Source organism: Streptomyces sp. ME02-8801-2C, from assembly GCF_033793965.1.
Lineage (GTDB): Bacteria > Actinomycetota > Actinomycetes > Streptomycetales > Streptomycetaceae > Streptomyces.
This window is the reverse complement of sequence record NZ_JARAXP010000006.1, coordinates 23,874-37,427: the sequence shown is the minus strand read 5'-3', so window position 1 is coordinate 37,427 and position 13,554 is coordinate 23,874. Positions and strand designations below refer to the sequence as shown.

Sequence of the window (13,554 nt, the reverse complement as noted above, 5' to 3'; positions counted from 1 at the left end):
GCTGCCCCGTGGACCGAGCGCTCCCCGCAGTACGTCTCCGCGTTCCGACCGACGAGGACGCCTTCGCCTGGCATCGCGTCTTCGACGACCCCGATGTCATGGAGTTCCACGGGGGCAGGTCGGCGGAACTGTCCCACTACGAGGAACTCACCGCCCGCCAGCGCCGACACGACGCCGAGTACGGATTCTGCTTCTGGACCATGCTCGACGAGTCGGACCAGGTCATCGGCTTCACGGGCGCCCAGCCATGGCCGCGGGAGTGGGGCCCCAAGGGGGAGATCGAGATCGGCTGGCGGCTCGGACGGGCCCACTGGGGCCAGGGGTACGCCACCGCCGCGGCCGAGTTGACCCTGGAGAGGGTGCGCTCGGCGGGCGTGTCCAGCGTGGTCGCGATGGTCCTCGCCCGCAACGAACGGTCCATCGCGGTCACCCGGCGGCTGGGCATGCGGCTCACGGAGGTGTTCGTCACACCGACGCTGGGCCAGGAGGGGCACTGTTACCGGCTCGACCTGTGATCGCGGGCGGAGAAGAGCCGGCGGCTACGGCTGCTTGAAGCCCCGGTGCAGGGCCACGACGCCACCCGTGAGGTTGCGCCAGGCCACCTTCGACCAGCCCGCGTCGCCCAGCAGTTCGGCCAGGGCGGGCTGGTCGGGCCAGGCACGGATGGACTCGGCGAGGTAGACGTACGCGTCCGGGTTCGAGGAGACCGTGCGGGCGACCGGGGGCAGGGCCCGCATCAGGTACTCCGTGTACACCGTGCGGAAGGGCGCCCAGGTCGGGTGCGAGAACTCGCAGATCACGACCCGTCCGCCGGGGCGCGTGACCCGGTACAGCTCGCGCAGGGCGGCGCCCGTGTCCTGGACGTTGCGCAGCCCGAAGGAGATCGTCACCGCGTCGAAGGTGTCGTCCTGGAAGGGCAGCTTGGTGGCGTCGCCCGCCGTGAAGGGCAGCCACGGGTGGTTCCGCTTGCCGACCCTGAGCATCCCCAGGGAGAAGTCGCAGGGGACGACGTACGCGCCCGTGCGGGCGAAGGGCAGGGAGGACGTGGCCGTACCGGCGGCCAGGTCGAGGATCTTCTGTGCCGGGCGGGCGTCGACCGCCTTCGCGACCTCCTTGCGCCACACACGGTCCTGGCCGAGCGACAGCACGTCGTTCGTGAGGTCGTACCGTTCCGCCACGTCGTCGAACATCGAGGCGACTTCGTGCGGCTGCTTGTTCAGGGATGCGCGGGTCACGGGCCCATTGTGGCAGTACGTACCGCACAGCCTCCCGGCGGCACGGGCATGGGGCGGGGTGAGGTCGGTCGGTTGCCGGGTGCGGGTGGGTGGGGGCTTTGCGCGCGGTTCCCCGGGCCCCTGAGAGACAGGTCCGTTTCGCCGCCACCCGATGGAGGAGCAGCTCTCTAAGCGCGTCGGTGCACCAAGCGGCCCGCGCAGACCGTGGCCACGCACGTGCCCCCGTCGAACACGGCCAGGTCCGCCCGCTCGCCCTCCACGAGTGCCGGAGTCCGCGTGGACGCGAGTACGGCGACCTCGTTGCGCTCGGCGGCCGAGCGGAGGTCGGGTGAGGTGACGTACGCCTCCAGCACCGCCACCGCACCCCCCTTCAGCACGGCGTGTACGCGTTCGCGCGGCGTCGGGGCGTCCGGGAGCGGGCCCTCGTGGACGAGCCCGGGGCCCAGCACGCCCGGCCAGCGGCGCACCCGCGCGCCCGGGAACCGCTCGGCCACCTCGGAGAGCGGGCCCACAGCGGCGACCCGGTTGCCGTCGACCGCGACGGCACCCTCCTCGAGGGGCTCCATGTCCCAGCCGACCCGGACCTCGTCGGCGGCGTGGATCGTCAGCACGGGCACGCCTGTTGGCCGGTCGGCATCGGGTCGGTCGGCGTCCGGGCAGCGTGCATCGGATCGGTCGGGGGCATCCGGTCGGTCAGTTGGAAGCCAGCAGCTTCAGTTCGGGGTGGGCCGTGCCGCCCTCGATCGCGGTGGACGAGATGTGGGACATGACGCGCTCGTCGACCGGGTCGTTCGCCGGGTCCTCGTGGACGACGATGTGCTCGTACGTCGTGGTCCGCTGGGCGGGGACGCGGCCCGCCTTGCGGATCAGGTCGATGATCTCCATCCGGTTGGAGCGGTGCTTGGCACCGGCGCTGGAGACGACGTTCTCCTCCAGCATGATCGAACCGAGGTCGTCCGCGCCGTAGTGCAGGGACAGTTGGCCGGCCTCCTTGCCCGTGGTGAGCCACGAGCCCTGGATGTGGGCGATGTTGTCCATGAACAGACGGGCGATGGCGATCATGCGCAGGTACTCGAAGATCGTGGCCTGCGTACGGCCCTTGAGGTGGTTGTTCTCGGGCTGGTAGGTGTACGGGATGAAGGCGCGGAAGCCGCCCGTCCGGTCCTGTACGTCACGGATCATCCGCAGGTGCTCGATGCGCTCGGCGTTGGTCTCGCCGGTGCCCATGAGCATGGTGGACGTCGATTCGACGCCCAGCCCGTGCGCGGTCTCCATGATCTCCAGCCAGCGTTCGCCGGACTCCTTGAGGGGCGCGATGGCCTTGCGGGGGCGCGCGGGAAGGAGTTCCGCGCCGGCGCCGGCGAAGGAGTCGAGGCCGGCCGCGTGGATACGGGTGATGGCCTCCTCGACCGACACCTTCGAGATCCGGGCCATGTGCTCGACCTCGCTCGCCCCCAGGCTGTGGATGACGAGCTGCGGGAACTCGGCCTTGATCGCGGCGAAGTGCTTCTCGTAGTACTCGACGCCGTAGTCCGGGTGGTGGCCGCCCTGGAACATGATCTGCGTACCGCCGAGTTCGACGGTCTCCGCGCAGCGGCGCAGGATGTCGTCGAGGTCGCGGCTCCAGCCCTTGGCCGTGTCCTTGGGGGCGGCGTAGAAGGCGCAGAACTTGCACGCCGTGACGCACACGTTCGTGTAGTTGATGTTGCGCTCGATGATGTACGTCGCGATGTGCTCCGTACCCGCGTAACGACGGCGGCGTACGGTGTCGGCGGCCGAGCCGAGGGCGTGCAGCGGGGCGTCGCGGTAGAGGACGAGCGCCTCTTCGGGGGTGATCCGCCCGCCTGCGGCGGCACGGTCGAGGACGGCTGTGACATCAAACGACTTATGGTCGGCGTTCTCGGTCACCGGGCGTCCCTTCGGATGGCGTGGGGCGGACCGTTCCAGCCTACGTCAGTGCCCTGCCGCGCCTCACGTCAGGCCGTATACGCGCCGATCAGCAGCCCGACGAACGCTCCCGCGATCAGGAACGGGCCGAAGGGGATGGACGTCTTGCGGCCCGCGCGCCGGGCGACGACCAGGGCGAGCCCGTACAGCCCGCCGAACAGGAATCCGGCGAAGGTGCCGAGCACGACACTCCCCCAGCCGTACCAGCCCAGGACAGCCCCCAGCCCGAGGGCGAGTTTCACATCGCCGAAGCCCATGCCGCCCGGGCTGATGAGGAAGAGCACGAAGTACGCGCCGCCGAGCAGCAGAGCGCCCAGCAGCGAGGTCGGCCAGTCACCGGCGTGCTCGGGCAGCAGCGCGGCCACGCCGAGCAGGACGAGGGCGGCGGCGGCCAGCGGGAGGGTGAGCAGGTCGGGCAGCCGCTGCACCCGGAAGTCCACGACCGCGAGCAGCACCCCGACGGGCGCGAGCAGCAACCAGGCCCCGAGTTCGGGCCGGGTACCGGTCGCGGCGGCGAGCGCGGCACACACGAGCGCGGTGGCGAGGGCGAGGAGGGGGGTGCTGGGCCCGTACGACGCACTCGTACGGCCGCCGCTCTCGTCGTACGCCGGGCCGGTCGCACCGGTCGTGACGTGCCCGGCGTCCCCGGCATCCTTCTGGCCCCTGCCGGGGACCGCGGCGGCGCAGCTCGCGCACCGGGCCGGGCCCAGCCAGCCGCTTCCCAGTCCGCCGCCCAGGGGGTGGCCCTGTGGGCAGCGGTCCCGCCAGGTCTCCTCGGGCGGGACGGAGAAGCGGTAGGCGGCGCGCGGGACGAGCGTTCCGGCCGCCGCGCCCCAGAGGGCGGCGGCGACCACGATCAGCTGGTCGACGCTCATCCCACGGCCGTCGTGCCGTCGCGCCAGGTCGGCAGCAGCTCGTCGAGGAGTGCCTCGGTGCGCGGCGGCAGGCCGCGGGCGCCGCTGCGGCGGATCAGGTCGGCGGCGACCTGCTGCAGCTTGCCCGTGTCGCCGGTGGAGTGGGTGGCGCGCAGGAGTTCGTGCCACAGCCGCTCGTCGCCGGGGGCGGAGTTGAGGGCCGCGTCGAGCGCCTCGATGGCCCTCTCGGCGCGGTTCTTCACCAGGTGGAACTCGGCGAGCGCGAGCCCGATGTCCGCGACCAGGAGCGGGAGTTGGGCGTCGATGATCTCGTGCGTGAGCCAGCCATAACGTCCCTCGGGACGGTCGGCGAGCAGCGGCCCGCGCACCAGCGCGAGCGCGTCGGTGAGCAGCCGTCCGCGTACGACGCGGCTGTCGACGCCCTTGCCCTGCGTGGCCTCGTGGTAGAGCGAGCGCAGGACGTCGAGGTCGGACACGACCGACTTGGCCAGCGTGAGCCGCCCGTTGGAATCCGTGGCCAGGCGGGGGGTGCCGTCGGGGTCGGTGCCGAGCCAGACGCGCAGCCGCTCGAGAAGCGCCTCGCGTACGTCGTCGGTGACACCGCGCGGCCAGAGCGCCGAGGCGAGGACACGCGGGTGCACGCCCTCGCGGTGCAGCAACAGCAGTGCGAGCGCCTCGTGTTGGAGGGGGCTGCGCTCCCCGTCCGGGGTGTCTAGGCCGATGATCTCGTACGGGCCCACGAGCCGCGCGTACACCGCCGGCCGTCCCTGCTCGCTGATGTCGACGAGGAAGGGGGGCGTGGTCGTCGGTCCGTCCGGGGTGTTGTCGGGGTCGGCGTTGACGAACAGCTCGACGATCGCCCGCTGTTGGGCAACGGGCAGTACCTGGGCGTCGAGTTCAAGGCCGAGGAGGGGCGCGAGGAGCTTGCCCTCGCCGGTGATCTCCATCTCCCAGGCGGCGCCGGGCAGGTCACCGCCCTCGGTGCCGACGAGGTAGCCGATGCCCAACCGGCTTGCGTCGGCGGCGAGTTCGGCGAGCTTGACGGCGTCGTCGGCGGAGGGTTCGGCGGCGAGGAGCACGAGGTGCGGGGCCCAACGGGTGTGCTGGGCCGGGCCGGTGCGACCGGTGAGCACGGAGTCGTGCCCGGCCGCGCCCAGCGCCCCGCGCCGCTGCCTGGTCTCGGCCTCCATCGTCTCGACGAGGGCCTCGATGCCGTCGAGGTGGCGCAGCCGGTTGGGGGCGAGGGGGGTGAGGTCCTCGCCGAATCCGACGAGGGTGATGGTCATGCGGTCCGACCATCCGTTGGTGGCCAACTCGGCTGCCACGGAGGCGAATACGGCGGCCCGGTCGGACTCGCTGCCGCTCAGGGAGACGATGCCGGGCACCGACTCGAGGTTGAGCAGCAGGCGTGAGTCGTCCATCGTGCCGAGGCTGACGAGGCCCGGGTAGGGAGCGGCGGTGTCGACATCCTCGTACCGCTCGGCGTCGGTCCGGGACAGCAGCCAGAAGGTCTGGTCCTGGCCGAGCTGCCAGGGGGCCGGGGGCTTCCCGGCGGGCTGGGCGAGCTGGAGGTGCAGGTCACCGTTGCTGAGCCAGGCCGCGTAGACGGTGGGCAGCGGCCGGGACTCGCCGGCGAGGGAGGCGGCGAGTCCGCGCAGCGAGCGGTCGAGCAGGCGTACGCCTTCGGGGTCGGCGCCGATGAGGAGCGCGTCCTGGGCGTCGGCGGCGGCACCGGTGGGCGTGGGCGGCTCCATACCGCGCCGCCCGCCGACCGCACCGAGCGCCGACTGCCACAGGGCCTGCCGGCGCCGGCGGCCGAGCGCGCCGAGGAGACCGGCGGCGAGGAGGGGCGCGCCGACGAGGGCTTCGGGGAGGCCGAAGGAGAAACCGGCGTCGGATTCGGCGGAGGTGGTCTCAGTGGTGGTGGCGGTGGCTTCTTCGGCCGGGGTCGCGGTGCGCTGCTCGTGCAGAACAGCAGGGTTCGCGTGCGTACCGCCGGTCTCGGGGCGCTGTTGGGGGAGGCTGATACGGGTGGTGTTGGTATCGAGGGAGGTGGTGCCGCCCTGCTGGCCGCCGCCGGTTCCCTGCGCGTGGTCGCCGGTCTGGGCGTACTGGTTGATCTGCTGCGCGACGTGCGGGGAAACGGTGGAACCGGCGTCGGGAGCGGTAGTTGAAGCGGTGGCGCCGGTGCTGGGCATCTCGACGAGGTCGCCGCCGCGGGCGTCGCCGGGCATCTCCATGATCCAGCCGGGGCGGATCAGACTGGCCTCGGAGAGCCGCGAACCGTCCGGCTGCACACGGTCCTTGTTGAGCTGGTAGATCTCGCCGTACCGGCGTCCGTCACCGAGGTGGCGCTGCGCTATCTCCCAGAGCGAGTCGTGATGACGGCCCTCGGGCGGCTGGATCCGGTAGAACTTCGTGGCGCCGGCCTTGACCGACGGCCCCCCGACCTCCGCGTGACTGGCCGCGTCGGCGGCCTGCTGGCCGAGCGCGGCGGCGGTACTGGCCGCCTGTTCCTGCTGCTGCGCGAACATCCCGCTCAGCGAACCGCCGGGCGTGGCCTGCGCGGAGGCGACGGTGCCCTGCTGGTTGCCCTCGATGCTGTGGCCGAGCTGCGAGAGGCCCGGCGTGAAGGAGGCGGCCGTGGCACCCACGAGCAGCAGCGCGGCGACGAGTTGCCGCGCGAGCAGCTGACTCGGCCCGGCGCCGGGCACCCGCCCCGGCATCCCGACCCCGGACAGCGCGGCCTTCACCTCGACGAGCACGCACGCGGTGAACTGGGCCCAGGCGATCCAGACGATGACGCCGAGGATGTTCTGGAACGTCCTGACCGTGATCTCTTCCTGCAGCCAGTCCAGGGAGGGCGCCCCGTCCGGGAACGGCCACCCGATGACCACGGCGAGCGCGTAGGGCACCCCGACGAGCAGGCCTGCGAGGGCGACGAACGCGAGAAACGCCTTGACGAAGTCCCCGAAACTGCGCCGCCGCCTGGGGAGGGGCTGGGGGGTGCGGTTCCTCGGCGTCGACGAACCCCCCGCCCCCGGACCGTTCCCTGAACCCGGGGCGTTACCCGGACCCGGCGAGCCTCCCGTCCGGCTGCCCGTGGGGCTTCCCGTCCGGCTTGAAGTGCTGCGTCGCGGCATGGCGGGTGTCCTGGGTTCGTGTCGTGTGGGGCGGAATGGAAGCGAGACGTGGGGGTGTGCTGAGCCTATCGGGATCTTATTTCGGACGTGGGTGTCGGTCGACATCAGGACCGTTCGCAACCGCCACGACACACTCCTCACGGTCCCCACACAACCCCCTGGCGGCACACAAATGCCCTCTACGCACCACTGATAGCTTCGTTCTCTGCCGTACACACGCCAGTCCGACCCCGGGGGAGATCAACCGTGGCCCGCCGCGCCCTGTCCGTCACCGTCACCACGCTCACCGCAACGACGGCTCTTCTGCTCACCGGATGCGGCGGGGGCGAGAAGTCCTCGCCGGACGACATCAAGGGGGCGGATTCGGGGGCGAGTAGTCCTTCGGGTTCGGCTTCGGTGTCGGATCCGGGGGGTGCGGGGGCACCGGACATGAGCGTGCCGAAAGACGTGAATCTGGTCTTCGACTTCGATACACCGTCCGATGCGAAGTCAGCGGCCGCGCTCGCCAACGCGGAGAACTACATGCGGGCATTGACCCACGGCATGGCTCAACAGGACCCCGAAGACCCGGCGTACAAGTACTACTCCGATGGTCTTGCCGCCAAGTACGCCAAGACCCAGATCCAGACCATGGTGAAGGGCGGCTGGACCGTCACCGGGACCGACGAGTACTACAACGCGAAAGCGACCGCGCTGAGCAACAAGAACATCGTCGTCACTTTCTGCCGAAATCAGGGCAAGTTCTTCGGAAAAGAAATCAAGACGGGCAAGATCCTCCGAACGGAGGAAAGCCTGGCAAGCTACGAGAAATACACCTTGCTCATGAATCCACCCACCTCTTCCTCCAAGCCCTGGAAGGCCATGGTCATCGAGGTCGTGGGCAAGTCCCAGGAGTGCAGGGCAGCATGAGGGCGTCCTCTCAGTCGCTGCGCCTGATGCCGGTTTTGGCTGCCGCCCTCTTGCTGTGGACCAGCGGCGTCGCACACGCGGACCTCCCCGGGGACCACTCAACAACCCCACCCCCCGCCACGCCCCCCACAGGCGGCGCCGACGGCAACGAACTGTACGCGTCCGCCAGTTACTCCAACATCAAGGTCACCCAGGTCAGCGGTCCCACCGGCGGCAAGCGCGGTGCCCTCGCGGCGGTGAACACCACATGGACACCGCCCCCTTGCTGGTACGAGCCGGGCTTCACGCCCGAGCAGCTCAAGACCTTCTCGGAGACTGTGGCCGCCGGCAACATCAGCACACGCATCGGCTGGTACGGGTCGAAACTGTGGACGGACTTCTTCCGGGACGGCAAGTCGACGTTCAACTATTACGACACCACCGACGGAAGTGGGGGAACCGTCAAAGGCTTCGATGACTACAACGTCGGCAAGAAGGGCTACTTCTGGCGTGGCGTAGCGGCGGATACCACCGACCCCTTCTCCTGGGACTGCAACCGCATCATGTTCTGGGAGCCGGCCGGGGTGATCCCCAAGATCGCCCATGCCCCCACCCCAAAGACCCTGGCGGAGTACGCCTACGACAAGATCGAGGTCCCCAGCACCGAGATCGAACTCCGGCCGACGGCCAAGTCGACGGTCAACCTGCCCACTTGGGTCTGGCTAGACAAGGGCACCTTCCAGGACATCAAGGTCCGCGCCGAGCTTCCCAACACCGGCCTGTGGGCGGAGACGACGGCCAAGCCGGTCGCCCTCCACCTGGACCCGGGTACAGCCGACGCCGCCACCTACCCGCCGTCGGGCGACTGCACGATCAACGAGGACGGCTCGATCGGTACGCCGTACACGGCAGCCAAGGCATCTGAGGCCCCGCCGTGCGGAATCACGTACCTCCGCGCAACCGACGGCACCCCCTACCAACTGAAGGCCTCTGTCACCTGGGAGATCACCTGGCAGGGCAGCGACGGCACCGGCGACAGACTCCCGAACGGCACGTTCGAGACGACGCAGGACATCGCCGTCCAGGAGATCCAGTCGGTCAACCGCTGAGGGCCGAGTGCCGACGGCCGGGGCGGATCAGACCGTGTCTCCCGCGAACAGGTCCTCCGCGGTCGTCGCACTGACCGCTCGCTGGGCCCAGATGTCGAGCTGGCCCAGGTCTGAGCAGGCCTCCACCCGGCCACGGACGGAGTCGGGAACCGAGATGCCGCGCCATTCGAGGATCCGGAGGACCATCGATGCGCGTTCCTTCTCGATGCCCTCTTCCCGGCCCTCTTCCCGGACCTTCTCGGCGACCTCGTGCCGGAAGAAGTAGTTGACCGGCATCATCAGTTCCTTCCAGATCTGCTTGGCCTGGGCATCACCCAGACATGACTCCACGAACTGCGCGAGCATTCCCGCGCCTTCGGTGTCGGTGGCCTCCAGGGCTGCCGCCAGCGGTTTCAGTATGTCAGCGGCGCCCGGGCCTTTACCATGCGTCATCGCCGAGAACGCCGCGAGGAACACATCCCGTTTAGCCTCTGCCTCATCGGCGATGAGCGGCACGTTCTCCGGACTCAGCACGAGCGGCCGTACGGTGAGCGAGTGCCAGCCGGGCAGGCCCAGACGGATCGGCTGGGCCGCCCATCGGGCCGTGGACCTGCTCTGGGTCAGGACGATCAGCACCGGCTCCCAGCGGTACTTCGCGTACAGGTAGCTGAGGTAGTACGCCCAACTGCTCCGCTTCTCCTTGTCCTGCTCTCCCTGTGACTCGACGACCAACAGGTACGTACCCTCGTCGGTCTCCGCTCTGAGCAACGTGTCCACGCGTCGCTCGATCGGCTCAATCTCCGTCAGGTCCGCGTTGAGGACCGCGAACTCACGCGGCTCGGGAATGGGGATATGCAGCACACGTTGCAGGGTGCGCGTGAAGCCCGCCGGGTCCTTCTGACAGATCCGGTGCAGGCCTTCGTGCGGCGAGCCGACCATCCGCTCTCCTTTCCATCTGCTGTTCGGTTCGATCAACGAGCTATGCCGCGACGAGGTCACCCCACACGTACTTCCCTCGCCTGCCATCCCTGCTCAGCGGCTGCCAGCCCCACAGGTCGGCACACGAGCCGACCAGAGCCAGCCCCCGCCCCTCCTCCATGTGCGTGAGCTGCGTCAACGCCTCTACCGAGGGCGGCGGTTCGGGTGGCTCGGGGTCGGCGTCCCATGCTCCGACGCGCAGTACGCCGGCCCTCATCCGCAGGCGCAGGGCGACAGGACCCTTGGTGTGACGTACGGCGTTGCTGACCAGCTCCGTCGCGAGGAGCTCGGCGACGTCGGTGAGGCGGATCAGGCCGTGCATCGTGAGGACCAGGCGGACAGTGCGGCGGCAGACGGTGACGGCGCGGAGGTCGTGCGGGATGTGGAGGACGTACTCCCAGGGTTCGTTCGCGGTGAGGGCGATTCCTTCGGTTGCGGGCATGCCGTGACTCCGTTACTGGGGAGGGGAGTTGATTGATCGGTCGCTGGGGGTGCGGGCGGCGGCTGTGCCGCAGCCGTCGGGGCAGGACGGGGCGGTGCGATTCCGGGGTCCCAGTGATTCCGCAGCGTGTGCGTCGCAGCACCGACGGTAAGGCAGTAATTTCTGCCCATGCAACCCTTTGCCGTAGCCTGACACCCGAACGAGGCATTTCTTCGCGGCTGTTGAAATTGGGAGAGTGCGTGGCACCAAGGAGCCACCCCACCGCACGACAGGTGCGTCTGGGGACGGAACTGCGCAGGCTGCGCGAGGCCGCCGGGTTGAAAGCCCGTGAAGTGGCAGCGTTCCTCAACTCGACTTCAGCCCAGATAAGCCAGATGGAAGCCGGCATCGCGGGCGTCAGCGCGGACCGCATCCGCCAGTTGGCGGCCCACTACGGCTGCACGGACACCGCGTTGATCGACGCTCTGACGGGAATGACGGGCGACCGCGCGCGTGGCTGGTGGGACAAGTACCGAGGAGTTCTACCCCAGGTGAACTTGGACGTGTCGGAGGCCGAGCACCACGCGACCTTCCTGCGCGAGATCGTCATCACGCAGGTTCCCGGGCTCCTCCAGACCCCGGACTACGCCCGCGCGGTCTTCGGTTACATGCGCCCGGAGCTACCGGAGAGCGAGTTGGCGCCTCGGGTCGAACACCGCATGAGGCGCCGCACTGTCGTACAGGGAGACGCCCCGACCCCGTACGAGACGATCGTCCACGAGTTCGCACTGCGCATCCGGGTGGCCGACCGCCAGGTCTCCCGCGCTCAACTCGGGCAGATCCTGGACCAGATCGAGCAGGGGCACGTCACCGTGCGCGTTATCCCCACCGACCAGGACGGCTTCGGTGGCGCTGGCGCCTCGATGATGTACATGGGTGGGCGGGTACCCCAACTCGACACCGGGTTCCGGGACGGTGCAGCCGACACCGCGTTCATCGACGTAGAGCCCCAACTGAGTACGCTCCGAACCCTTTTCCGTAAGGTGGAGGGGGCAACGCTGGATCCCACGGCGTCCCGGGAATTCATCCACCGGCTGTCCAAGGAACTGTGAGGCGCGTCCCATGACCCAGTCCCTGAACTGGCGGAAGTCCAGCTTCTCCGGCGGCGCCGAAGGCAACACCTGCGTGGAGATAGCCGACTTGCGTACCCGGATCGCGATACGCGACTCCAAAGAACCCGCCCGCGGCACCCTTTCCTTCCCCACCCGCAGCTTCACCACGTTCATCAGCAGCCTCACAGCGGACGTGCGATAGATTCACACGCGCGTACGGATATAAGCGTTGCAGGTGCTACGGGGGCGGGATACGCGTGTCTCACAGGCCGGCGGACTGGCACATACTCGACCTGGACCAGGACCCCACTCCGGGCGACCCCCAACGCATCCGCAAACTCGCCGGCACGCTGCACGACTTCGCCGAGGACGTCTCCGAGGCGCTGCGCAGCATCAAGGGCCTGGCCACGGAGGACGAGATCCTCTCGTGGGCCGGTAAGACGGCGGAGGTGTTCGCGGAGGAGTTCGCTGACACGCCGAAGAGACTCCGCAAGCTCAAGAAGTCGTACGACCTCGCCGGTGACGCCCTCGCCTCCTTCTGGCCGGACCTGGAAGTCGCCCAGGAGAAGGCGGACAAGGCCCTCCGTGACGGACGCACGGCACAGGCGGATCTCACCTCGGCGCAGTCGGCCCTCTCCGGCGCGAACGACTGGGTACGCACGGCCACCGAGAAGACGGATTCTTACGACCCTGCCAAGAGCCCGAGCAAGGACGTCCCGAAGCCCGACGAGGCCGAGGTCCGCCGGGCTACGCGCAACGCCCAGCACGCCAAGGAGAAGCAGGCCTCCGCCGAGCGGGATGTCGCGAGCGCGCAAAGCGCCCTGGACGCGGCGAAGAAACTCGCCAATCAGGCGCGGGGGCTGCGAGAAGAGGCCGCCCGCCGCACGGTGAAGAAGCTGGAGGAGGCCTCCGACGCCGGTATCCCCAACCGTCACTGGTGGGAGGAGATCGGCGACTGGGTCACCGACAACTGGGACGAGATCGTCACGGTCTGCAAATGGGTCGTGACCGTCGTCGGCATCATCGTGATGATCATCGGCGGGCCGTTGGGGTGGCTTGTGTTCGCCGCCGCACTCGTGGTTCTGGCAGACACGGTACGAAAAGTACTCAACGGGACTGCGGGCTGGGGGGACTTGGCATGGGCTGTACTGGACTGCATACCTGCCACAAAAGGTTTCACCAGCCTTGCCAAGATCGGGAAGCTGTGGAAGATCGGCGGCCTCAAAGCCCTGGGTGTCGGATTCATGGGTGGTATCGGCGGCGGTCTGAAGAACCTCGCGAACAGCATTCGCGGGCTACGAGACGTCCGCTTCTCGACCTTCAGCATGATGGGCAAGAGGGAATGGTGGAAAGCCGACTCACCACATGTAGGCCCACCGGGCAGAGCTGCCGATGACGCACTCCCTTCCGACATCCCGATCTATCGCAAGGATGGTGCAGTCGCCATTGGATACGACCCCGCAACTCTCAGGAATTTTGATGTCGCAAAAAGACTACCCGGATATCAAGACGTCATCATTCACGGAACGACGGACGGACGCATGGTTGCCGGTCAGGCGAACCGTGCAGGATTGAGGGCGGGCGGCCACGCTGTTCACCCGAACCATATCCTTGATACCATCCGACAAACACCCGGCTACAACGGCGAACCCGTCAGGATGCTCACCTGCCATTCGGGAGTAGCCCAACCCCATATCGTCCAAGGCATGGCGAACTCCCTGGGTGTGCCCGTCAAGGCTCCGACGAACGCGGTGGGTGTGCCTAGCATCGGCGAAGGTCCGTTCACACCTCACATCAAGGACGGGGGAGTATGGCTTACATTCCTCCCGATGGCCTGAACAATGGGCAGTGGCACGATCGAGGAGTT

At 68.8% G+C, this 13,554-nt stretch carries 13 protein-coding genes; 6 read left to right on the top strand and 7 right to left on the bottom strand.

Annotation, left to right across the window (positions count from 1 at the left end; all coding sequences use genetic code 11):
• Positions 1 to 8: 8 nt before the first annotated feature.
• Positions 9 to 515, top strand: coding sequence for a GNAT family N-acetyltransferase (locus PV396_RS20265; protein ID WP_319206477.1), 507 nt, complete (start codon positions 9 to 11; stop codon positions 513 to 515).
• Positions 516 to 539: 24 nt separating this feature from the next.
• Here the strand turns inward: PV396_RS20265 and PV396_RS20260 are convergent, their stop codons facing one another.
• The 5 genes from PV396_RS20260 to PV396_RS20240 form a co-directional block, all read right to left on the bottom strand.
• Positions 540 to 1,235 (bottom strand): demethylmenaquinone methyltransferase, encoded by a 696-nt coding sequence (locus tag PV396_RS20260; protein ID WP_319206475.1) that lies wholly within the window; start codon positions 1,233 to 1,235, stop codon positions 540 to 542.
• 167 nt (positions 1,236 to 1,402) lie between these two features.
• Complete coding sequence (locus PV396_RS20255; protein ID WP_319206473.1) at positions 1,403 to 1,846, bottom strand: imidazolonepropionase-like domain-containing protein; 444 nt, start codon at positions 1,844 to 1,846, stop codon at positions 1,403 to 1,405.
• An 82-nt stretch (positions 1,847 to 1,928) separates the two neighbouring features.
• Positions 1,929 to 3,143, bottom strand: coding sequence for a cyclic dehypoxanthinyl futalosine synthase (gene mqnC, locus PV396_RS20250; protein ID WP_319206470.1), 1,215 nt, complete (start codon positions 3,141 to 3,143; stop codon positions 1,929 to 1,931).
• A gap of 68 nt (positions 3,144 to 3,211) precedes the next feature.
• The gene (locus PV396_RS20245) at positions 3,212 to 4,057 is read right to left on the bottom strand and encodes a prepilin peptidase (protein ID WP_319206468.1); all 846 of its coding nucleotides are present in this window, start codon (positions 4,055 to 4,057) and stop codon (positions 3,212 to 3,214) included.
• Entirely contained in the window at positions 4,054 to 7,200 is a 3,147-nt protein-coding gene (locus PV396_RS20240) for a BTAD domain-containing putative transcriptional regulator (protein ID WP_319206467.1), read from the bottom strand. Before PV396_RS20240 ends, PV396_RS20245 begins: the two co-directional genes overlap by 4 nt.
• Before the next feature lie 246 nt (positions 7,201 to 7,446).
• On the opposite strand from PV396_RS20240, the gene PV396_RS20235 reads away from it, so the two are divergent.
• On the top strand, positions 7,447 to 8,109 hold the full coding sequence (locus tag PV396_RS20235) for a hypothetical protein (protein WP_319206466.1): 663 nt from the start codon (positions 7,447 to 7,449) through the stop codon (positions 8,107 to 8,109).
• Complete coding sequence (locus PV396_RS20230; protein WP_319206465.1) at positions 8,106 to 9,197, top strand: hypothetical protein; 1,092 nt, start codon at positions 8,106 to 8,108, stop codon at positions 9,195 to 9,197. The genes PV396_RS20235 and PV396_RS20230 overlap by 4 nt, the downstream gene beginning before the upstream one ends.
• A gap of 27 nt (positions 9,198 to 9,224) precedes the next feature.
• Here PV396_RS20230 and PV396_RS20225 read toward each other — a convergent pair whose 3' ends face one another.
• Entirely contained in the window at positions 9,225 to 10,115 is an 891-nt protein-coding gene (locus tag PV396_RS20225; protein ID WP_319206463.1) for a hypothetical protein, read from the bottom strand.
• A 40-nt stretch (positions 10,116 to 10,155) separates the two neighbouring features.
• A complete protein-coding gene (locus PV396_RS20220) occupies positions 10,156 to 10,596 on the bottom strand; it encodes an ATP-binding protein (RefSeq protein WP_319206461.1) in 441 nt (146 codons plus the stop codon).
• A 239-nt stretch (positions 10,597 to 10,835) separates the two neighbouring features.
• On the opposite strand from PV396_RS20220, the gene PV396_RS20215 reads away from it, so the two are divergent.
• Genes PV396_RS20215 through PV396_RS20205 form a run of 3 tightly spaced genes read left to right on the top strand, consistent with a single transcriptional unit; the run spans position 10,836 to position 13,525 of the window.
• Positions 10,836 to 11,687 (top strand): helix-turn-helix transcriptional regulator, encoded by an 852-nt coding sequence (locus PV396_RS20215; protein ID WP_319206459.1) that lies wholly within the window; start codon positions 10,836 to 10,838, stop codon positions 11,685 to 11,687.
• Between the two features lie 10 nt (positions 11,688 to 11,697).
• A complete protein-coding gene (locus PV396_RS20210; protein WP_319206457.1) occupies positions 11,698 to 11,889 on the top strand; it encodes a DUF397 domain-containing protein in 192 nt (63 codons plus the stop codon).
• A 55-nt stretch (positions 11,890 to 11,944) separates the two neighbouring features.
• Complete coding sequence (locus tag PV396_RS20205) at positions 11,945 to 13,525, top strand: putative T7SS-secreted protein (RefSeq protein ID WP_319206455.1); 1,581 nt, start codon at positions 11,945 to 11,947, stop codon at positions 13,523 to 13,525.
• The last annotated feature ends 29 nt before the right edge of the window (positions 13,526 to 13,554 follow it).